The following is a 21,894-nucleotide window of genomic DNA, read 5'->3' as shown; positions in this document are numbered from 1 at the left end:
GTGGACGGCACCGACCCCGAGCCGGACGGAGAGAAGCCGAACGATGATGGGCCGGAGGCCGGTCGCGTCAACGGCGGCCCGAACGCGGGGTCGGACTCCGTCGACGACGGGACGGACGAGGACGGTCGCGACCGGAGCCCCGCGGTCGAGGGCGAGGGTAGCGACGACTGGGGCGACGGGACGGCCGGAGGCGAATCCGGGGCGTGGAGCGGTGACGAGCCCGCCGCCGCGGCCGGAGGCCACTCAGACGGCGGGGACGGGGGCGAATCCGACTGCGAAGTTGATCCCGGGGAGTCAGGAGCCGACGCCACGGGGACGGCAGACGGGCCCGCCGGTTCCGACGGACCGCAGGTCCCCCGACAGTACGTGCAGGTCGACGCGTTCGACATGCCGGCGGTCGCGGCCGCGGACGCCGGTCCCGGCGTGATCGCCGTCGCCACCGGCGACGGGCGGGTCGACCTGATCACCTCGGGCGACCGACGGCGCGTCGCCCGCAGGGACGACGTGCTCGACGTGGCCGTCGCAGACAGGGTGTACGCGCTGAGCGGGACCGAGCTGGAGGCGTTCTCCCACTCCGGAAGCCGCGTGTGGGGCGTCGACGTGGCCGACGGCCGCTCGGTGGACGCGGACCCCGACAACGACCGGGTGTACGTCCGGACCGGCGACGGGGAGTTCGTCGTCGTCGAGGGTCGAACCGGCATCGAGGCGGGGCGGTTCGATCAGCCGCACGCCGAGGTGGCGGAGTCGCCTGCGGTCGCGGCCGCCGACGGCCGACTCGCGGTCGCCTCGTGGTCGTTCCTCACGGTGCTCGACGCCGACGGCGAGCAGCTCGATGAACGGACGCTCTCGGGCGCGGTGACCGACGTTGGCCTGCTCTCCGGACGGGCGGTCGTCTCGCTCAAAGGGGGACAGCTCGTCGGGTACGAGGGCGAACGACGAGAGTGGGAGATCGACGGCGACGTGTCTTGGCTGGCCGACGCGGGCGAGAGCGCCCTGGCGGCCCGCGTCTCCGGCAGCGACCTGGCGGTCGACGCCGACGGCAACCGCCACCCGCTCGACGGGGTGAGCGGCACGCCGATCGCGACGACGCCGTCGCTCGATCTCGTCTGCACCGTCGGCAGCGGCACGGCGACCGTGTACGCCGCGGTCGGCCAGGCCGACGACGCCGTCGGCGTGGAGATCGAGGGCGACTCGCTGCGCCCGCGTGACCCGACGGTGGTGATCGCGCTCGCGAACGAGAGCGACGGCGCAGTCGAGGTCGACGCGACCGTCGAGGCCGAGGGCGCCCGCGTCGCCTCCTCGAACGTCTCCGCGACCATCGACACCGGCGCGACGCAGCGCCGCCGCGTCTCGCTTCACTCGGTGGACGGCGATGCGGTCGATGTGACCGCGACGGTCGGCGAGGAATCAGTCACGAAGACCCTCGAGGTCCAAGAAGAGACGACCGCGCTCCGTGTCGAGACCGACCTCGAGGCGGTCGAAGACGGCACGCTCACGGCGACGATACGCGTCGAGAACGTCGGGAAGGCGACGGTCTCCGGCGTCACCGTCGGCGAGACGACGGTCGGCACGCTTGACCCCGGGGCCGCAGAGGCGGTGCCGTTCGAACAGAACCTACCGAGCGGCGACGTGGAGGTGCGCGCGGACGGCGTCGACCCGCTGGAAGCCGAGACGGCCGTGCCGGTAACGCCGACGGCGATCGACCTAGAGGCGGAGTCGGACGGCTTCCTGCTGGTGACGCTGCACAACGAGACTCCCGTCGCCGTCGACGACGACGTGAGCGTCGACGGCGTTCCGGACGAGGACGGCTCGTTCTCGATGCCGGTGTCGATCCCCGCAGACGGGGCCTATCGGATTGCGCTCCCGGTCACGGTGCCCGGGGATCGATCGGTCACCGTCGAGACGAGCGGGGGCCACGTCTCAGAGCGGCTCGGGCTCGCACGGTGCTCGCTGCTTCCCGCCGGGGGAACCGGCGTGGCCGGCGGCGGCGATGCCGGCCGCACCGGCGGTACCGCCGGTTCGAGCCGACGCCGGGGCGGCTCGCCGGGGAGAGCCCAGTCGGGTGTCGAAGGAGGTGACGGATCGATACCGATCTCGATCGATCGGCGGTTCCCGTCGGAGACGCCTCGACGAGGGGCGGTGTTCGAAGAGCGGTTGGTCGTCTCCAACGACGACCCGGAACCCGTCGAGTTCCACCTCCGAACCGACGACGGCGCCTACGCCCAGCGCCTGAAGGTTCGGGGCGGCGGCGAGGCGGTCGGCACTCGGTACCACGTGCCGCTTCGGTCGTCGCTGTCGCTCCCGCGCGTGGAGGTGGAACACGAGGGGAAGACCGCATCGGTGCCGGCGACCGAGCGGGCCGTCGAGGACGGCGAGTTGGTGGCGATGATCACCTGGCAGCCCGACGGACCGGACGACGGCGTTCTCTCGGTCACGCTCGAGAGCGACGAGGGCGAGTGGGCGGTCGAGGAGGCGGTCGTCGGCGGCGAGCGGTCGGCGCCGATCGACGCCACGGTTTCCCCCGACTCGCCAGCACACGTGACGGTGACGACTCCGTACACGCTGCAGGGTGATGTCGCGAAGGCGTTCGTGCGCGCGCGTCGGACCGACCGACACACCGGAGACGGGCCGCAGCAGGTGAACACGCTCGTTGTCCGGGAGTCGGTCGTCGGAACCGACAGCGACCGCGTCGACGACCTCTCGATCGACGTGGGTCCGCAGTCGCGCGTCGAGCGGGGCTTCGGTTCGGTGTTCCTCTCGGTCGCAAACGACGGGTCGCGTCCCGTCGAGTCGGTGTCCGTCGACGCCGAGGGGACCAACGTCGAGAAGACGATGTACGCCGAGGGTTCCGACGGCGACGACCTCGCGTCCGGCGAGTCGGTCCGATACCTCGTCGACCTGGAGGGGGTCGACGCCGGCGAGCGGATCGCGATCGACGCGGAGGTGTCGGCCGGCGACGCCGCGACGAGCGCCACGGTCACCGCGACCGCCGACGACGAGGGCGCGGTCGCCTCGGACGCGTGGGATCTCGACGTCGAGTCGGACGAGTCCGGGCTCCCGCAGCGGCTCTCGACGCAGTACGAGTAACCGTCGCTCCGCCGGTCGCCGGCGGCGCGTCGAAAAATGCGTTCGGTGAAACTGTCAGCTGGCGGTCCGACTCAGGTCGACATCTGCGTGAGGAACTCCCCGGTCGTGGCCGCTTCGGCGTCCTGAACGTACGCGTACGTGCGGAACCCGACCCGGGCGAGGACGAGGAGTACGGCGAGCGCGTACGCCCCGATCGCACCGAAGAGTCCGTACCGGCTGACCGCGAGCCGTCCTCCGACAGTCGCGGCCCGCTCGGCCGTGGCGTCCGCCTCGTCGGTCGCGCCGGCACGTCGGAAGCCGGCGGCCGAGTCGCTGTAGAGATCGGTGATCCGGTTGATCTGTTCCAGCGCGGCGTCGGCGCGTGCGGGGTTGAAGACGAGCGGGTACCCCGCGAGCACGACCGTCGCGTTCGCTCGGTACGCCGCGTACGCGGACTCGGCGCTCGCCCGGCGAGTCGCGGCAGTGTCGACGAGCCGTCGGTAGCGTGCCGACGCGTCCTCGTACGCAGCCCGGTGTCGCTGCGCGGCCTCGTCGTTGCCGGTGTACTGGGCGAGCCGCATCAGCGCCCTGTGGGCCTCGGCGTTCGCGATAGCCGATTTGTTCGCCTCCACGACGCCGCGGTAGTGGTCGCGCTGGTCGGCGACGGTCGCAGCGAACGCCTCGTCGGCAGCGCTGATCCCCTGGCGCGCCGTCGAACGCAGGTCTGGCTGTTCGAGGGAACCGGCGTACTGTTTCATCAGGTCCCGGGCGACGGCCGCGCGGGCCAGCGATCGCTGTGCCTGCGCGTAGCTCCCGTTCTCCTGGGCCGCGCGGGCGGCGTCGAGGGAGTCGACGAACAGCAGCGTCGCGCGCCCCACCGCGAGCCCCCGCGAGAGGTCCGCGCCGGGGACCTTCTCGTCGCCGCGGAGCCGCTGTTCCATTGTGAGCAGCATCTCGTTCATCGGGACCGCGGTGTCGCGTTTCCACTGGACTGCGGACTCGTACTGTCCGAGCGGCTCGGTGATCCGGTCGAAGCTGTACGGCTTGGCGCGTGCGGTCACCGTGATCGTCTGGGTTTCGACGCCGTCGCCGGAGACGCGGAACCGCCAGCGGTACTGCTGGTACAGCTCGGCTTGCGTGTCGAACTGCAAGGCGACGACCAGTGGCTTCGTCTCTCCGGCGGCGACCGTGCCCCTCGGTTCGCTCACGACCGTGAGCCAGCGGTTCGGGCCGTCGACCCGCTTGACTTGGACGTTCTCGATCGACTCGAACCCGAGGCGCTCGGCCACGTCGATCGTCTGCGTCCGGTTCTCCGTGATCGTCACCTCGCCGTATGAGACCGAGTTCGACACCGACAGCTCCGGTTGCTGGGAGACGGTGACGGTCCGCGTGATCGTCTTCGTGCCAGCACTCTCAGTCTGGACGGTGATCTCGACTTCGTACTCCCCCTCGGGGGTGTCGTCGTCGGCCGTGAGCGACAGCGTCGCCGTTCCGGTCGAGAGCCCGCTCACGGCGTTCGGGAGGTCGGAGATGCCGGCCGTGATGTACTGGCCGCCGGTCACCATCGACGCGTCGGCGCTGACGACGGTCATCTCCAGGTCGCCGGAGTTGACGATGCCGACCTCTGTCGTCTGCTGGAACGTCGACGTGGACGACTTCGGTTCGTCGAACGGGATCGTCGGGTCCGACGACTCCACGCGCTCCAGCTTCGCCGGGTAGATCACCCGTCCGGTGACCGTGAAGGTGTAGCTGGGCGCGTTTGCGGCGTCCGGCGTCACCTTTAGGTCCCACGTCAACTCCTCGTGTTGGTCGGCCGAGTCGAACCCGGACATCGTCACCGAAGCGGTGTCGCTCCCGCCGGGCGAGGTTGAGACGGACCGGAGGCCATTGAAGGAGACACTGCCGTCGGTCTCCGCGCCGATTATCTCGACGGTGAGCCCGTCGATGCCGTCGTTTCCGGCGATCTCTTCGACCTGGAAGTCGACGGTGCTCGAGGAGCCGACGAGCACGTCGCCGACGTTCACCTCGTCGCCCGGCACCGAAACGATCGGCGGCTTCACCACGTCGACGGAGACGCTCACGTCACGCGTGTTGCCGAGGTTGTCCTCGAGCGTCATCGTGAAGCTGTACGTCCCCGCGCTGACGCTGTCGTCGGCCGTCACCTCCAGCCCCACGTCGCCCTCGTCGTTCGCGCCGATCGTGTCTGGGATCGACACCGCGTCGACCGTGAAGTCGGCCGGCACGCTGGAGAACGACACGTCCGAGAGCACCATCGCCCCGTTTCCGGTGTTCGGCACCGTCACGTCGAAGGTGGTCGTTTGCGACTGGCTGTTCGGGTTGTCGAACACCAGCTTCGGATCGCCGGTGTCGACGACGCCGAACTCGGGGTAGAGCACGTCGACGTACACCTCGAGCTGCTCGGACGCGGAGGTCGCACCCGAGATCTGCGCCGTCCCCGAGTAGGTCTGTTCTGAGACGCTGCCGGTGACAGTCACCTCGTAGGTCACGCGGTACTCCTCACCGGCGACGACCTCCCACGAGGAGGAGGTCCCGCTGGCCCCCCCGCCGACCCGCTCCCACGAGTCGAACGCGAAGGTGACGTTCCCGTTCGCGCGGGAGATCTCCTGCGTCGCGTCGACGGTCCCGTTCGAATCGGCGGTGAAGGTGAACGAGAGCTCGTCGGTCACCGTCTGGTCGGTCAGCGCCGCATCCGTCTCGACGGTCGTTTGGACGCCGATCGCCGGCGTCGCCGCGCCGAGCACCACGACGACGGCGAACGCGAGTGCGAGCAGCCGCGCGACGCTGCTCGTGCGGGTCATTGAGACACCTCCACGGGGGCGCGCGGGACGATCTGTCCCACCTTCGAGCCGTCGACATCCTCGGCCCACGTCGCGACCCGCCAGCCGAACGCGGCGGCGACGAGGCCGACAAGCACCGCGTACGCGAGCGCGAGGACGGTCGCCGCCAGCGAGAGCGCGAACAGCGCGTCGCTCGTCGACGACGCGAGCGTGTTCGCGCGCTCACTGGCGCGTTCGAGCCCGTGTTTCTCTGCCAGCCGAGCCGCGACAGCCGCCTGTGCGGCTGCCGACCGGGCGTCGACGTACGTGCCGAACACGCCGGGCCCGAGCGTCGTGATCGCCGCGACCGGCGAGGCGCACGCCTCGCCGCAGGCGTCGACGAACGACCCGGCGGCGCTCAGTGCGGAGTTCATCCGCTCGCGGTCGGACTCGAAGATGGCGCGGACGCGGCTCGCCTCCGCGCTCACCGCGGAGTACCGCCCGCTCGCGCCCGCGGCTTTGAACGCCGCAGCCGCGCTCTCGAGGTAGTCCAGCTGGGCCGAGGTGTTCGTCGCACCGCGAGCGCGCTCGTACAGCGTCTCGCCGCGCTGGCGGTAGAACCGTTCGAGCCCGAGTCGGGCGAGCGTGGCGTAGTTGTCGCCGCCGGCGGCCTCAAGTCGGTCGATCGCCTGCGCGGTCGCGTCGGCGAGCCGGAGCCCCTGACCGGTGCTGTTGTTTTGTGCGGTCCGATAGGCCGCCGTGAAGTTCTCGAGGACGGCGACGACGGCGGTCATCCGTTCGCGGTCCGCGTCGGTGAACTCGCCCGTCTGGACGGCGGTGACGGCCTGGCCGCGCATCACCTCGAACTCGCTGTACGTCGACAGCGCTTCTGAGTCCTCGTACTGCCGTAGCGCGGTCAGGAACTCGTCTGCCGTCTCGGCGTCCGTCTGGGTCGCCCCGACGGGGACCGATCCGACGACGAGCAACAGGCACACGGCGATCGTTGCGATCCGTGGGGTCGTGGTTGGGATTGGAGTCATTATCAGTACATCGTCCGGTTGAGCCGGTCGAGCAGCCGCGGGTGGTCGAACAGTTCGGTCACGGCCGCGGCGAAGCCGGCGACAGCGAAGACGAACGCCGCGTTTCGCACCTCGTCCGACTCCCTCGTGTCTCGTTCGTACGCCTCTAGCTCTTCGACGACATCGCTGGCCGGTGAAACGACGTTCACGTCGCCGCGGTGGTCCTCGACGGTCGAGCCGGCCTCCGACAGCCGCGATTTGAGCTCTGCGCGCTGTCCCACTCGGTCCTCGTCGATCAACGCGAAGCAGTCGTCGAGATCGTAGCCGGCCCGCCACTCGACGGTGGCCTCGCGCATGTCCGCGCACGCGCTGAAGAGGTCGACGTTGTGTTTCGTGTTCATCGCGTTGTCGACGGCCTCGACGCAACCGTTGCCGGCGTCCAGCATCGCGTCGACCACCGGTTCGGGGTCGACCCCGGTTTCCGCGAAGCGAACCCCCGAGTCGGGGACCCGCTCGACGGCGTCCGCCAGCGACCGCGCGACGCTCGCGTAGTAGCCGTGGATCGCCGAGTCGAGCCGGCCGCCCGGGACCAGGTCGTCCGCGTCGCTGCGGAGCGACGCGAGCGACTCGCGGTGGTCCGCGGACAGTTCGTACTCGAACGGCACGTCGAGCGTGACGGCAGTCGTCTTGTTCTCGCGAACGGTGACGCGCGCTCTGTCGTCCTCGAACGGCGCGGCGTCGACCGAGCCGACGAGCGTGTACTCGCCGGCGGGGAGGCCGACGGCGTCGTCTCCCTCGTCGGTCGGACTCGACTCTCGGAGCCGGGTTCGGAGCCACTCGTCGTCGGTGTCGAGGCTGACCTCGACCGCGTCCGCCGGTTGGCCGTCGATGGCCGTCTCGACCCGAAGTGTTCCGGTCTTTCCGACGACGCGGAGCTGCGACGGGATGTCGTTGGGATCGGACACCCGCTTCGTGTCGGGCTCGTACCGATCGTGCTCGGCCGTCACCTCCACTGCGGAAGCGGTCACCGGCAGCGTCAGCGAGGCGCGCCCGTTCGCGTCGGTCGGCTCGGTGACGGTCTCGCCGTCGAACGTCGCGGTGACCCTGGCGTCGGACACGGGCTCGCCCGTCTCGTCGGTGACGGTGACGGACTTGGAGACCGGCCGGAAGCGGAGGACGAGGTCGTCCTCGAGCATGTCCGCGGTCTCGGTGACGGTGGTGCCGTTGTAGGAGGCGGTGAACTCGTACGGCTCGGCGTCGAGCGTCCACGTAACGACGCCTCCCTCGACGGAGTCCTCGCGGCCGCCGCCGGTGCGGTTCACGTCGCTCGTCGCCGACTGGTTCGCCGGACGTGCCGTGAGGTACACCTCGTCGGTGAGCCGCTCGTCGGCGTATCCGTCGGCGATCCGGACGCGCACGTCGCGCGTTTGTCGGCCGGCCGCCGCCCCCCCGCCGCCGGAGCCACCGACCAGCGACTGGCCGACGACGTAGCCGCCGCCGCCGACGAGCAGGATGAGCAGGCCGCCGACGAGACCGAGCGTGAACTGACCGCCGGGGACGCGATCGAACAGGCCGGCCGACGCGTTCCCCGTTGAGCCGTTCATTTCCGCCGGCGTTCCGGCATCCGTTTTTTTGTCCGCGGCAGCACTCAGTGAGACGAGTCCGGCGCTCTTGGCGTCGCCATCGACGGCGACGGTTTTCGACGGCGCGTCCGCGAAGGCGACGACGAGCCGGTAGGAGCCGTTCCGAGCGAGTCCCATCCCAGCGGGTAACCCCCCGAGCGAGACGGTCGTGTCGTTGGCCGTCGCCTCGGTCACCACGCGAACGCGGTCACCGATCGACAGCAGCACGAACTCGACATCGCTGTCCGCGAACGTCCCGTCCGAGAGCGTCACGCTGCGCTGGTTACTGCCGAGGGTTCCGACCGCGGGGGTCCCGACCTCCGTTCGGTACCGGAGCACCGACCCGCCGTCGGTCGACACCGAGATCTCGACGCTGTCGACCCCGGCGATGTACTCGTTCTCGATCGACAGGGTGTACACGCCGTCGGTCTCCCGTGCGGGCGCTGTGGTCGCGAACTCCCCGGCCGGACCGCTCGTCGCGACGTGGACGCCGTAGGTCGTCCCGGCGACCAGCAGCGGCGATTCGACCGTGACACCGCCGGCCGAGACGATGACCGTCGGGTCGGGCGCGGCGGACCCGAGCGCCACGCTCGTGTCACCGGTGACCGACGGCCCGCCGCCGGCGGCAGCCAGCGTCACGTTCGCCGGCGGCACGAGCAGCCCGGTGAACGCGTCGTTCCGGTCGACCCTGACGGTGCCGTTTTCGAGCGTCGCCGAGAGCGTCGCGCGCCGGTCGTCGCCGTCGGCGGTCGCGAGCAGATCGAACGACGACCCGGCGAGTCCCGCCGTGTCGTTCGTCGCCGTCAGGGTGAGCTGCCCGCCCTCGAACTCCGCCGAGTCGCGGGCGATATCCAGATGGCGGAGGTCGACGCCCTGTTCCGTGAGGTAGTCGGTTCTGTTCTCCCCGGACCCGCGGTAGACCGTGACCGTCGCCTTCGCCGCCGGGAAGTCCGGAAGCCTGTTCGAGGCAACCGTGTAGGTGTAGACGCCGTCTGACTCGGAGTCGGCGGCGACGCCCGCGATCGTCGCCGACTGCCCGCCGGATTCGATCAGCACGTCCACGGTCGACTCGTTGCCGACGCGTTCGGCGTCGAGTTCGAACCGCAACGCCCCCAAGTCCGTCTGGTTCAGATCGCGGGCGGCCATCACCGACCCCGGTGGCGTCAGCGACTCGCCGGACGAGGAGTCGGTCGCGCCGACGGTGACGCCCCCCGTCCCCGCTGCGGGTCCGGTGACGAGCGCGAGCGCGAGGAGCGCGACGACCACCGACCGGTGTGTACTAAGTCCCATCTCGGTCACCTCGCGTTGATCGACACGTAGCGTTCGAGGTTCTCTGAGAGGTCGGCCACGTGCGCCTCGGAGATTGAGTCCTCGGGCGTGTTCCCGAGCTGTCGCGCGGCCTCGACGTTCTGCTTGTGCGTCTCGAAGGCGTCTCGCGAGTGGTCGAGCAGGGGGTTCAGGTCGAATCCGCCGAGCAACACCAACACGTCCACGTCGTTGCCGCGGCTCTGTTTCGGCGTGAGCGTCGTCATCCCGACGGCGCCGCCGATGTCGTTGTCCCGCTTCCACTCGCCAAAGGCCGACTGGACGCCCGTCTCGGTGATGTCGCCCGACTCGATAAGCTGCTCCGGGGCGCGCACCACCGCGTAGGCCGCCCGCGAGGTCGTCACGTCCATCGGCACGAACGTCTGTTCGGCCGCGCGGTCGAACATCAGCTCGTACTCGAGCATCCGGCCGTTGAGCCCCGTCGCCACCGCGGGCGTGAAGTGGTACGCGCCGATGTTCGACGGCTGCGCGACGTAGTCCTCCACGTCGATGACGCCGCGCGCCTCGCGGCCAGCGCTGATGAACAGGTCGATCGCGGTGACGATCCGTTCGTTCACCTCGTCGTAGCTCCCCTGCGTCCCGTCGTCGTTGAGGTGAGAGTTGCTCGCCAAAAGCACCATGTCGGCGTTCTGCTGACCGTCGCGGCGCATCAGCAGCCGCGACAGACCCATCACGGCGTTGAACTGCCGCTGTGCGGGCTCGTCGTAGTAGGGCCACGCAGCCAGTGCGACGTGGACGACGCTGTCCATCCACGGCCGGAGGTTCGACGCGTCCGAGCCGCCCGCGAGCTGCTCGATCAGGTACGGGATCGACCCGTTGCCGGTCCCGCCGCCGAGCGTCGTCATGTGCATGAACGCGTCGGCTCCGGTCATCCGCTCTTGGATGTCGCCGACGATGACGTCGAGGTCTTCGCGGGCGCACTCCTCGCCCGCGATGAAGTTGTTGCCGACGCCGCGCTTGGACCCGAACACCGTCGTGTACTCGGAGGTGTCATCGAGCGACGCTCGCTCGATCGTATTCAGGATGTCCGCGCGGTTCGTGTTCAACAGCGCGATCCGGTCGTCAATCCCGGGGTTGTCCTCGCGCGCGAGCAGTTCGGCCGCGATCCGGCCGCCCCCCTCGCCCGAGGAGATGACGCCCCAGCGCGTGAACGTGTCCGCCCGGGACATCAGGCGCTCACCCCCGTGTCACCGACATCGACGCCGGCATCGAGTTCTCCCAGCGTCGTGCGAATGAGGTCGTCGGAGGCCGGTACCGAGAGGAATTTCCGCCGCATGTCGTCGTATGTCATTGTCTCGCCGTCGCTCAGGTTGTGGGTCGTGATCGTGTCCAGGCGCGACCTGAACTGGTCGTGGTCGTACACGAGGACGCGTCCGTCGTCGAGCGTCGCCTCGTGTCCCTCCTCCTCGGCCCACAACACGAGCAGGCAGGGGACGTATTCGTCCGCGACCGGGATGTCCGACTCCGGCGTGAGGTACTCGTCGGCAGCGAAGCCGGCCTCCAGCTTCGGCGCGACCGTCGAAAGCTGGCTCCGCACGTCGTCGGCGTCGTCGCCGCAGACGCGCTCGCGGAGGCCGACCTCCTCGAGCACGAGCTCGACCGATTCGTCGGCCGCGACCTGCAGCGTCGCCTCCGCATCGGCGAAGCCCTCCGTCGGCGTGCTCGCTGTCGCAGTGTACTCCCCGTACGGGATCTCGTCGAACGTCGCCTCCGCGGCGACGAACGTGCTCGCGGTCTCGCGCTCGGAGACCCCCTCCCCCTCGAGCTCGACCGTCAGATCGTGTTCCTCGCCCGTCGAGGTCGCCAACTGGGCCGTGACGGTCACGTCGTAGGACTCGCCGCCGCCGTCGGCGACGACCGCGGGCACCGCGGGGTCGAACTCGACGCCCTCGATCCCTTGTGCGTACAGTTCGAGGAACGGCTCCGCGTCGCGTACGGGCAGGTCCTCGCCGGTCACGCGCCCCTCCGTGCGGACACCGTCCGCGATACGCTCTTCGACCATCTCGTAGGAGTCGGCCACCGACGCCTTCGTCTCCGCGTCGTCGACGGCCTCCGTCAGGTCCGCCGCGGCCGCAAGCCACTCCTCGCGGAAGGCGTCGAGGTCGTCCGCCTCCCGGAGTCGCGCCTCGTAGTCGGTCGCGACCGCCGGCGGCGCCGTGTAGAAGCCGACCGGAACGTCGGCTTCGCGAATGACGTTCACGTCCGTTTCGAGCGCCGTTTCGAGCGTCGCGACGATGTTCGTCGCCGCCCGGCGGACGTCCTCACCGACGGCGTCCAGCTCGTCGCTCGCGAGCGCCGAGTCGATCGCCGAGAGGCGCTCGCGGGCCTCCTCGACGGTGCGGCGGTCGTCGTCCTCGGCGTAGCGGTCGACATCGACCGAGTCGATCGTCGAGAGGAGCTTGTCGATGCTCTCCCGGTCGGCGGTGAACGCCGCGTCGACCTCCGACTCGGCGTCCCCCTGCGCGTCGCCGATCGCGGCGCTGGCGGCGTCCCAATCGCCGTCGTCGATGGCGGTGCGCGCGGCCTCGAGGTGCGAGTCGATCCGCGCGGCGTCGCCGTCGTACTCGTCGACAGTGGCTTTGATACGGTCGACGGCGTCTTCGAACACGCCGGCGGCCTCCTCGCGCGCCGTCGAGAGAACGCGCTCGGTCTCGGCGGGGGAGGCGCAGTCGGGGATCTCGTCGGGCGTCGTCGAGAGCGGGGCGCCCTCGCCGTCGAGCACGGACTCGCTCACTGATCGCGCGCCCTGGCGTGCGCGTTCGATCTGCGAGCGCCCGAACTCTGCGAACGACTGGTCGCGGTCGTCGGCGAACGCGCTCACGTCCGCCTGCAGCTTGTCGAACTCCTGGACGCGGCCGGGGGAATCGACGGAGATCGTCGCCGCGGCCACGTCGACGGTGACGCCGGCGTCAGCGAAGTCGTCGGCGATCTGGCGCGCTCGCGTCTCGAGTTCGCCGGGATCCCACCGGTCGTATTCAGCGTCGAGTCGGTTGTACGTGGTCAGTTCATCGCGGAACGACTCCGCGGCCGCCCGGGCGGCTTCCTGCACGAAGTCGCCCTGACTGGTGGTGTCGCGCGCGAGGACGCCCCGAACGTACAGCCCGATGGCGGCCACCACGACCAGCGGCGCGCCGACGCCGATGACGTAGACGCCGACCTGTGAGCCGAAGTAGAGGAACGAGACCAGGCCCACGATCGCCGTCGCCAGAACGATACCACCGATTCCGAGTGCCGCCTTGTACTGTCGCTTCATAGGATCACCGTCAGAAGGTCGCCGCCGCCGATCACCGCGCCGACCGCCGCCGCGAGTAGCGCGACGGCGCCGATCGCCAGCGGCACCGCGATCTGTTTCGGGCTGTACTGGGTCGCCGTCGAGACGCCGCGGTCGATCTCGACTTTCGCGAGCGTCCGGCGCGCGAGCAGGTAGCCGACGCCGCCGCCCACGACGAGGCCGCCGACGAGCGCGCCCCCGAGGACGAGCCGAACGGTCGTCGCCGCGCCCTGGCCGCGCGCTTCGAGCGCTTCGAGGTACGTCTCTAGGTCCGAGCGTGCGGCGGACCGAGCGGCCGATCGCTCGTTCTCGACGCCCTCGATCACTGTCCGCGCGTCGCCGGCGTCGCCCGCCGCGGCGGCCGCGAACGCCGCCCGTTCGAGCCGCCTACCCGCGGTCGTCAGGTTCGTCTCGTTGAGCACCGCAACCTGTGCCCCCGGGTCGGTCGCCAGGACGGTGCCGTTGGCTGCGGCCGCCGCGAGCGTTCCGGTCGCGGTCGCGATGCGCGTCCGCTGGCTCGCGAAGGCGTCGTTCGCGGTCCGGTAGGCGTCCAGATCCGCCTGCGAACCGAACTGGAGCGTCACCGACGTGCCGTCGACCGTCGTCGCGATCGAATACCCGCGCTGGACGGCGATCGTCGGTCCACCGAGGTCCGCCTTCTGCGTGACCGCCTCCGCGGGCGCAACCGAGTCGGCGGCGGCGGTGACACGGACGACAACGCTCGCCTCGCGCTCCGCCCGAATCTCGAGTCCCTGCACCGCGCCCGCGTCGAAGCCCCACGCCACGTCGTACGGCTCGGGCTCGCCGCTGGAGCAGACGTACAGCGTCAGCGTCGTCTCGGCGTACACCGTCGCGTCGCCGACGCGGTCGTCGGTGTCGTAGTAGGCGACGAGCCGGTTGCCGTCGACGCCGGCACACGGTGCGTCGGGGGTCGCGGCCGCCGCTGCGCCGCCGGGTCCAACGGCGAGCGCGGCCGCGACGAGGATCGCAGTGAGCGCGAGGGTGGTTCGCGTTCTCGCCATCTCAGCGCATCCCCCGGTTCTGGTAGGCGAACACGGCTCCGCCGATGGCGCCGATACCCAGTCCGAGCCCGCCACCGAGCAGGGCCGGCGCCACGGGCGAAGATGCCATCGAAACCGCGGTGTTCGTCTCCTCGTACTGGTCGACGACCTCGTCCGCGAGCGCGTCAATCGACCGAGCGTCGTCGCCGGACTCCTGTGCGAGGCCGGCCGGCGCGAACGCCCCGACGAGCAGCACGACGCCGACCGCGACGAGGAGGGCCGCCCCGCGGGTGCGACCGCCGCCGGTCACACCGTCACCCCCGCCGCGTGCTCGGCCGCGAGGTCCTCGATGTCCGTCAACCGAGTGATATCCTCGCGCGCGAACGTCAGCAGCGTCGTGAACGACGCCAGATTGCGTTCGGTGAGCGTCATCCCGATGTTGACCTCCGAGCAGTAGGAGTCGAGCAGCCCGCGGATCACCGACACCTGGATCCGGTAGTCGTCGTCCACGAGGTACGGCGCCGGCGCGCGCACCTGCCCGATCGCCTTGACCGCGTCCGTCGGGTTCACGTCCTCGACGCTGCGCTTCGAGACGGCCAACCGCGAGAGCGTCGCCCCGTCGACGGACTTGCGCCCAACGAACGGAAGCAGATAGCCCGGAAGCGAGCGCGTCATCGTGACCGACCGACCCAGCGTCGCGTAGCCGACGCCACCGTCGTCGAGCGTGAGCGACGTGACCACGTCCTGCAGGTCGATGACCGGCGCGTCGAGGTCGTCGTACTCGCCGGGGTTGATCCGTTCGAGGATCGGCCCGGAGATGAGGTCGACGATGGCGGAGGCGGCGTAGTCGTTGTACTCGTTGAAGCGGCCCTCCGCGGCGTCCTCGTAGGCGAGCCGTTGGTTGTCGACGAGGATGATCCCGTCGACGTGTTCCTCCAGCCGGTCGAGTCCGTAGATGGCGTTCGTCGCCTGTCGCGTGGCGCTCGGGCCGTCGTCGCCCGTCACCGTGCCCGCGGTGTTGGGGAGCACGGCGACGGCGATGATGTCCGTCGAGGAGCCGCCGTACTCGCGGATCGCCTCCGCGAGGTGCGGGGCGATCCCGCAGCCGGTGCCGCCGCCTAAGCCGAGAAACAAGAACGCGAACGGCGGCGACCCGTCGCCGAACCGCTCCTGATAGGCGTCGATCACCTGCGGCTGCTGTCCCGCGATCGCGGCGTCGGCCTTCTCGGGGTCGCGACCGAACCCCCCGGTCACTTCCTCTTCGAACCCCGCCGTCGTCCCCGGTACCAGTCCGCTTCCCTCCGATACCCCGTACCACGCTTCCCGTTCGATGTTCGAGAGGTTCTGTAAGTCCCGTATCGTCGAGTTGAACGCGACGGGCGTTGCCAGCTGAGCAACACGTTGGTGGTCGAACACCGAGTCGACCAGGGAACACCCGGCCTGCCCGGCGCCTACAAAGAGATATGGCATTGTCTACCTGCTCCGGATTTTTGGTAAGTCCGACATAACTCTACCGTCACATGTACAGATTGCAATAACTGGCACCGCGGATGCGACTACCCCCGGAGTCGCCTGAGCATGACGCTGTACTCGTTTCGCTCGTACAGCCCTTCAACTCGGTCGAGCAGGTCGTCGGCCGCCGCGGCGATCCCTCGCGCGCGCTCGCGTTCGCCGGCCGCGAGCGCCTCGCGCGCCTGCGCTTCCAGCGACTCTGTCAGCGACAGGAAGAACATCGGGATGCTGTGGTTGTGATCAGTCCGTGAGTCGACGTATCGCGTTCGGATCTCGCTCCTGCGCTCGTCGAGGGCGTCGACGGCAGCGCCGGCCCCGGCGTCCATCGCGTCTCCCGCGGCCGAGTCGTCGCCGACCGTCGCGTCCGCGCCGGCGCCGGCCGACCCGGATTCGAGCACCGGGAGCAGATCGCGCTCGTAGAAGGCGACCTCCTCGCGGACCGCGTACGGGACGACGGCGTTGCTCGCGTCGGCCCGATCGAGCATCGCTCCGAGGCGGTCGACGCGCTCGGCGAGCGCGTCGGCGACCTGTCCGTCGACCCCTGAGAGGCCCTCCCCGAGCGATCGAACGCGCGCGGCCACGGATTCGGCGTCCACGTCGGCGGTGAGGTTCCGCACGGTCGCCGCCTCGTTGAGCGCGTCAACGCCCGCGCGGAGCGCGTCGGCGACCTCCTCGGGGTCGTCGCTGGCGACGCCGTCGAGCAGATCGCGGGCCGGCTCGCACTCGGCGCGGTTGCTTGCGCGGACGCGTCGCGCGGCCTCCGCCCCCGGCGCAGCGTCGCCCGGCGTCGAGTCGGTGCCGGCGGCGGCCTCGCCGAGAAGCTCGATCCGTTCGACCAGCGTCGCGTCCTGACGCGGCCGGACACCGTCGATCCGACCGAGCGCGCGGTCAACAGCGATCCGCGCGTCCTCGACCTGCGTCGCCGTCGTGTCACCGGCGTCGCCGGGGCGGTCGGCGGCGGTCTCCGCGAGCCGCGCCACGTCCGCGGCGAGGTCGTCGTCGACCCCCGTCAGTCGGCCCGCAGTCCGCTCGGGGTCGTCGAGGTCGAGCGCCCGGTCGATATCGTCGGCCGCTTCGAGGCGGTCGACGGCCGCCGCGAGCGCCTCCCGGAGGTCGCTCTCGCCGGCGGTCTGTGCGCTCGCCAGTGTATCGAGCAGCGTCGCCGCGCGGTGGCCGGCCGGTCGCCGCGAGCGTGAGATGTCCTCGGCAACCGACGAGATCACGCCGTCGCCCGCCGTCTCGGTCGCGGCGGCGGACCGACCCGAATCGCTTGCCCGACCGATGCTGAGCCGGCCTCGCTCCACCAGCGTCGCGAGTTCGCGGGCCTTCTCGGCCGGCGGGGCGTCGTTCTCGACGCGCCCCTCCGGGCCGGCGATGTCGGCGGCCGATGCGAGCCGGTCCATCGACTCGGCCAACTCGTCGAGCGTCCGCTTCACGTCGCCTCCAGTCGGTCGCGAGCCGAGACGGTCGGCGATCGCCTCGATGTCGGGCTCCTCGGAGCCGCCGAACAGGCCCATGAAGACGGCGGCGATGGGTGGTCCAGACATGGTTCACAACATGTTGGACCGGCCGAGGCAGTCGAACAGCGGCTGGACCTCGTTCCACACGTCGCGGATGTCCTCCGCCTGCACGCTCTGGCCTTCGTCCTTGAGGCGCTTGGCGTGCTCGTACATCGACTCCAGCGACGGCATCCGTGGGTTCCACAGCGTCCCCCACATGAACACGTCGTCGAGATACGGAATGACGAGCTGATTCACCTGCACGTCGACGGTCTCAACGCCCGAGCGCGAGCCGGCGTCGAGGAACTCCTCGCCGTTGAGCACCTCCTGGAGCGTCCCGTCGGTGACGAACTCCGACACGTCGGCCATCTGCTCTTCCGGGCCGTAGATCATGAAGTTGCCGCCCCACGCAGTCGAGGGGTCGAAGTCGGCGAGCCGGTTCTGTAACAGCGTGTTCCGCGTGAGCAGTTCGAGGCTCGACCGCGAGATGTCGTCCGAGCGAAGCCGGCCCAGCGCCGGCGCGAGCACGACCGCTGGGCGCTCTTCGGGCGCCATGTCGTGGGGGTACTTGTCCTCCACGAGCCGGAAGCTGTCGGCCACGTCGAAGACGCTCCCGCGGATGCTCATCGTCGCGTCGCGGTCGGTGAGCTGCGGCGTCGACGACATCGTGAACGCCTCGAGAAACGCCACCAGCGGCTTGTTGAGGTCCGCGAACTCCGGCGGGTTGTAGCGGTCGATCCCCTCGATCCGCGGCTCGATGTCCGTGCTCGCGCGCCGGAGGTGATCGTTGTTGAACGGGATGATCGCGTCCGCCGACCGGGAGATGCGCGACAGGCCGATCACCCCGTTGGTCTTCGCCCGCCCGCCGACCGCGGACTGCTGCCCGCCCTCGGAGGGGATGACGACCGAGCTGAGGATCGCCTGGTCGATGACGAGTCCCGACTCTTGGACCTCTTCGCGGAGCTTCTCGGCGATGACGGGGGTGGCCCCGCAGCCCGTTCCCTTCGTGACGCTGTGGACGAGCATCACCGCCTGCGCGTCGCGGATGTCCTGGCTCGTCATGTCCCAGCGGTCGCGGAAGGGGTTCCCGCCGTCCGCGAAGTCCGCGGCCGCGACCTTCGCGCCGTTGCTCCAGCGGTATCCCATCCCGCTGTAGCCGTGCTTCCCGAACCCGATGATCGAGTTCGAGAGCAGGTCGTTGCGCGAGTACCCCTTCAGCTCTTTCGCGTAGTACGTCTGCTCCAGTTCGGCGATGTTGGTGTTGAGCAGCCCGTAGCCCGCGAGGCCGCCCTGCCAGATTCGGGCGCGGTCCTCGTGGTTGCGAGCGAGCGTGTCGCGACGCATCAACACGGCGTCGACGATGTTGTTGCCGGCGCCGCCGATGCCGATGAGGAACCACTTACGGCCGTACATCTCGCCGTCGTCGTCCATCGACACCGGTCCCATGTCCTCGGCACCGCCCAGATCCGTCGGAGCGTCGCCGCCGGCTGGGTCGGGTTCGCCCGCGGCGTCGGCGGCGGCTGCGCCCTCCTCGAACAGGTGTTCGAACCGGTCGCCGTAGATGGCCCGGACGGACGGCTGCGCGTCGCCGTGGGCGTTCAGGACGTGTTCTTCGATGCTGTCCGCCTCCCAGTCGCCGGGAGCGGTGAAACAGATCTCACAGGATTCGGTCATTTGGGTATCTGTATGAGTCGGGTTACGTGTACTTTTCGCGGAAGCGCCGGTGCGCCTCAGACAGCGATCGCTCGATCGATGCGCCCTCGGCCGGCGTGAACTCGATGAATCCCGGCGGTTCGGGGCTCTGGAGGTCGACCGACTCGAACAGGTCCGACTGGCGCCCGGCGAACCGCTCGACGTTCACGAGGACGTCCCGCGTCGCGACGGCGTCCGGGAGGTCTTCGAGGCGGAACTGAACGATCCGGTCGTCGCCAGTCCCACCGGTCTCGAACTCGCGGAAGGCGTACAACACGCCGTCGACCACTTCCTCGGGGGAGGCGACGCGGACGGACTCGCGGCCCGACCCCGTCCCGACAGATCCCGAGGGAGCGTCGTCGACCGCCTGCCCGGAGTCGCGCTCGGCGCCGCCGGCGTCGTCGCGGTCGGCTGTCGCGGCTGGGTTGTCCGTCGCGGCAGGATCGGCCGATGCGTCGTCGTACGTGAACGCGATGCGACCGCGACCGGCGTCGAACGCGGCGTCGACGCCGTCGTAGCCCGCTCTGATGGCCGGCACGATCGCCTCGATGTACCCCGCCGGCACCTCGCTCGGGACAGAGACGGTCGAGTGACGGGCGTCGAGACTCGCCTCGAGCGTCGACAGCAGCTCCGCGGTCGTCACGAGCGTCGCCGCCCGGTCGGCGGCGTCCTCGGCGGTGGACAGGGCGTCGTCGAACCGGCAGTCGTGCAGCGCCTCGCGCGCCCGGTCGAGCTGCGACCGCACGTCGCGCGCGCCGACCAGATCCGGGTCGCGACCGGCCAACAGCACCTCGTCGACCCGCTCGCCGAACGGAACGTCCATGGCGTCAATCTGGGTCTCGAGCGTGTCGAGGCGGTTTTCGGCCGTCGAGACGGCGTCGACGACCGACGCCTCCCGCTCGCGGATGTGCGCGCGGACGCGCTGGCGGTGGGCGTCCACCGCCTCGACGGCGGCGGCGACGGCGCCGTAGGAGTCGGCCGACCGCGTCAGCGCCTCAAGTTCCTCGTCGACGTGGTCGAGGTGGACCGCGTCGGCGCCGCCGGGGATCGACACCTCCCGGTGGTTCGTGGGGAGGTTGACTGCGCGGTAGCGCTCGCCGTACTCCGAGCGAACGACGAACTCGCCGTATTCGGTCCGGATGCCGCTCGCGAGCGCCTGTTGGAACCGCTCGTCGAGTTCGTCGACGCGGGCCTGCGGGTCGACCGTCTCCAGCTCCGACTCCACGCTCGCGCGGGCCGCCTGTGCGGCCTCGCCGTCGGACATCGACCGGATCGCCGCGATGTCCTCGTCGATGTCGTCCAGTCTCGCGCGGAACTCCTCGGCGCCCTCGCGGGCGTCCCGAACGCCGCTCGGAGCGACATCGGCCAGTGTCTCCAGCCCCTCGAACTGGGCGTCGAAGGCGTCGTCGAACGCCGCCCTTCGGTTCGCCAGCTCCGCCTCGAGTCGCCCGAGGTCGCCGCTGGTCTCCTCGAGCACCACGTCGTTCCACGGATACGTCGCGACCGCAAACAGTTGGAGCGCGGCCGCGCACACGGGAACGAGGTAGAACGCCGCGAGCTGGGCGACCGGAACGTCCGCCGAGATCAACGGGGCGTACACGCCGAAGAACAGCGCGAAAAACAGCACCGCAGACAGCGTCGCCGCGCCGAAGGCCGCCTCGCGGTGTTCGACGACCAGCATCGCCGCCCCTTGCGCAGCCCACGCGAGCGCGATGAGGAGAAACAGCCCCATCACGACCGCCGAACTGTCCTTGAACACCACCGCCGCCTCGAACAGCACCGGGATCGACAACACCGGCTCCGCGATGGGCGTGAGCCCCGCGGAGCCCGACGTGTAGCCGAACAGCGCCAACAACGTCTGCACGAGCGCGACCACGAGGGGGACCCCAGCGGCGCCCCACGCGATCGTTTGCCCGTGCGCGGTTCTAGACATGTATTACCAGCCACACACGGGCACATGTATAAAACAGTTGACTGCATTTTTCGGATCTGAGAGTCGAGAGGAAATGACCCCGTTCGTTCCGTCGAGTGGCTCCGGGTGAGAATTGGGCCGGCGAGTACGCACTGGCTACCCCGAATACCGGACAACAGGAGCAGTCCAGCGCAGGTGCTCGCAGCCAGAAAGTAACGCGGGAACTCGGACCCGACGCCGGAGAACCCCGACCCGACGCCGATTGGGCCGGGCGTGCAGTGTCGGCGCCACCGAGCCATCCGTAGCTAAGGCGACGGCTTACCGTCGACACAGTGACAGCCGAACTAACCGCTTGGATCGCCTTGATCCGCGGCGTACGAAGGTAGACTGGTACGCAGTGCTGACAGGGTTCGCGGTCGCGCTGGGGTTGAGCATCGTGCTGTCGTTCGTGACGCCGCTGACCGGGAGTTCGCTGCTGTTGCTCGCAGTCCCGAGCCTGATCGGCGGCTTCGTCGCCGGGTACATGGTCTCCGGCGCGACCGACGGCGCCATCCACGGCGGCTTGGCGACCATCATCGGCGCGGTCGTGGTGCTGGCACTGGTGCTGCTCGTCCAAGCGCTCGCCGAGGGACTCATCCAGATGGCCGTCACGCTCGTCGCCACCGTGGCCACGCTGATCGTTCAGGCCGTTCCCGGCGCCGCAGCGGGCGCAGCGGGCGGATGGACGAAAGCGCGCCGTGAGCCCGAAGCGACCGCCACTACGACCACGCGCTGACGGCTTACGCTGCCGCCAGCCGTCCAGTTCCGCCGAGATGATTGCGGCAGTACGGAGTTCTGTGCGGGATGCACAGGCCCATCGAGCGCGTCGTGTCGCGATGGGGATCGAGCGAGATCGGGCAACACAGTGGGTTCGGTCTCAACAGTTGAGAGTCGCCCGGTTCCGTTGTTCCCGTCGTCCCCGCGGCGACGGACGTTCCGCGACGAGTCGGTGCGGCGTGCCTCCGAGTGATCGACGAAATCGCCGGTAGAGGCGCCAAAGGCGTCGTCCTCGGCCGTACTGTGATCGGACACTTCGTCGATCAGACCGACCGCCCGGAGTTCTCCCTGTTCGATACGACCGCACTCCACGTCGAACGCGCCGTCGAGTACAGCTTGAACGGCGTCCACTGACGGTCCTACGGGAGCTTGAGACCGAAA

Annotated in this window: 14 protein-coding genes; 3 read left to right on the top strand and 11 right to left on the bottom strand. The window is 69.9% G+C overall.

What is annotated here, in order from left to right; all coding sequences use genetic code 11:
- Window positions 1-3,087: a hypothetical protein gene (locus BUE16_RS16325; protein ID WP_073307826.1), complete on the top strand. Its 3,087-nt coding sequence runs from the start codon at window positions 1-3 to the stop codon at window positions 3,085-3,087.
- 71 nt (window positions 3,088-3,158) lie between these two features.
- Here the strand turns inward: BUE16_RS16325 and BUE16_RS06550 are convergent, their stop codons facing one another.
- The 11 genes from BUE16_RS06550 to BUE16_RS06500 all read right to left on the bottom strand — a co-directional run bounded on the left by BUE16_RS06550 (window position 3,159) and on the right by BUE16_RS06500 (window position 20,718).
- Complete coding sequence (locus BUE16_RS06550) at window positions 3,159-5,885, bottom strand: hypothetical protein (RefSeq protein WP_073307824.1); 2,727 nt, start codon at window positions 5,883-5,885, stop codon at window positions 3,159-3,161.
- Complete coding sequence (locus BUE16_RS06545; RefSeq protein WP_073307822.1) at window positions 5,882-6,883, bottom strand: hypothetical protein; 1,002 nt, start codon at window positions 6,881-6,883, stop codon at window positions 5,882-5,884. The genes BUE16_RS06550 and BUE16_RS06545 overlap by 4 nt, the downstream gene beginning before the upstream one ends.
- A 2-nt stretch (window positions 6,884-6,885) precedes the next feature.
- Window positions 6,886-9,774, bottom strand: coding sequence for a carboxypeptidase-like regulatory domain-containing protein (locus tag BUE16_RS06540; RefSeq protein WP_143165387.1), 2,889 nt, complete (start codon window positions 9,772-9,774; stop codon window positions 6,886-6,888).
- A gap of 5 nt (window positions 9,775-9,779) precedes the next feature.
- Entirely contained in the window at window positions 9,780-10,979 is a 1,200-nt protein-coding gene (locus tag BUE16_RS06535) for an FtsZ/tubulin family protein (protein ID WP_073307818.1), read from the bottom strand.
- Window positions 10,979-13,063, bottom strand: a complete 2,085-nt coding sequence (locus tag BUE16_RS06530) for a hypothetical protein (protein WP_073307816.1) — start codon at window positions 13,061-13,063, stop codon at window positions 10,979-10,981. The genes BUE16_RS06535 and BUE16_RS06530 overlap by 1 nt, the downstream gene beginning before the upstream one ends.
- Window positions 13,060-14,103, bottom strand: a complete 1,044-nt coding sequence (locus BUE16_RS06525; RefSeq protein WP_073307814.1) for a hypothetical protein — start codon at window positions 14,101-14,103, stop codon at window positions 13,060-13,062. Before BUE16_RS06525 ends, BUE16_RS06530 begins: the two co-directional genes overlap by 4 nt.
- 1 nt (window position 14,104) lies before the next feature.
- Complete coding sequence (locus tag BUE16_RS06520; RefSeq protein WP_073307812.1) at window positions 14,105-14,392, bottom strand: hypothetical protein; 288 nt, start codon at window positions 14,390-14,392, stop codon at window positions 14,105-14,107.
- Complete coding sequence (locus BUE16_RS06515; RefSeq protein ID WP_073307810.1) at window positions 14,389-15,552, bottom strand: FtsZ/tubulin family protein; 1,164 nt, start codon at window positions 15,550-15,552, stop codon at window positions 14,389-14,391. Before BUE16_RS06515 ends, BUE16_RS06520 begins: the two co-directional genes overlap by 4 nt.
- A gap of 86 nt (window positions 15,553-15,638) precedes the next feature.
- A complete protein-coding gene (locus BUE16_RS06510) occupies window positions 15,639-17,141 on the bottom strand; it encodes a coiled-coil domain-containing protein (RefSeq protein ID WP_143165386.1) in 1,503 nt (500 codons plus the stop codon).
- Window positions 17,142-17,144: 3 nt separating this feature from the next.
- Window positions 17,145-18,767, bottom strand: a complete 1,623-nt coding sequence (locus tag BUE16_RS06505; RefSeq protein ID WP_073307807.1) for a cell division protein FtsZ — start codon at window positions 18,765-18,767, stop codon at window positions 17,145-17,147.
- Between the two features lie 22 nt (window positions 18,768-18,789).
- On the bottom strand, window positions 18,790-20,718 hold the full coding sequence (locus BUE16_RS06500) for a hypothetical protein (protein WP_143165385.1): 1,929 nt from the start codon (window positions 20,716-20,718) through the stop codon (window positions 18,790-18,792).
- 376 nt (window positions 20,719-21,094) lie between these two features.
- Here BUE16_RS06500 and BUE16_RS06495 point away from each other — a divergent pair, with 376 nt between their 5' ends.
- Both BUE16_RS06495 and BUE16_RS16320 read left to right on the top strand, forming a co-directional pair.
- Entirely contained in the window at window positions 21,095-21,472 is a 378-nt protein-coding gene (locus tag BUE16_RS06495) for a DUF5518 domain-containing protein (RefSeq protein WP_079991530.1), read from the top strand.
- Window positions 21,473-21,702: 230 nt separating this feature from the next.
- A complete protein-coding gene (locus BUE16_RS16320; RefSeq protein WP_200778388.1) occupies window positions 21,703-21,867 on the top strand; it encodes an aspartate/glutamate racemase family protein in 165 nt (54 codons plus the stop codon).
- Window positions 21,868-21,894 lie beyond the last annotated feature (27 nt).

Source organism: Halobaculum gomorrense (genome assembly GCF_900129775.1).
Classification (GTDB): Archaea; Halobacteriota; Halobacteria; order Halobacteriales; family Haloferacaceae; genus Halobaculum; species Halobaculum gomorrense.
Note: the sequence above shows the minus strand (reverse complement) of the source record. Positions and strands in the feature narration are given on the sequence as shown.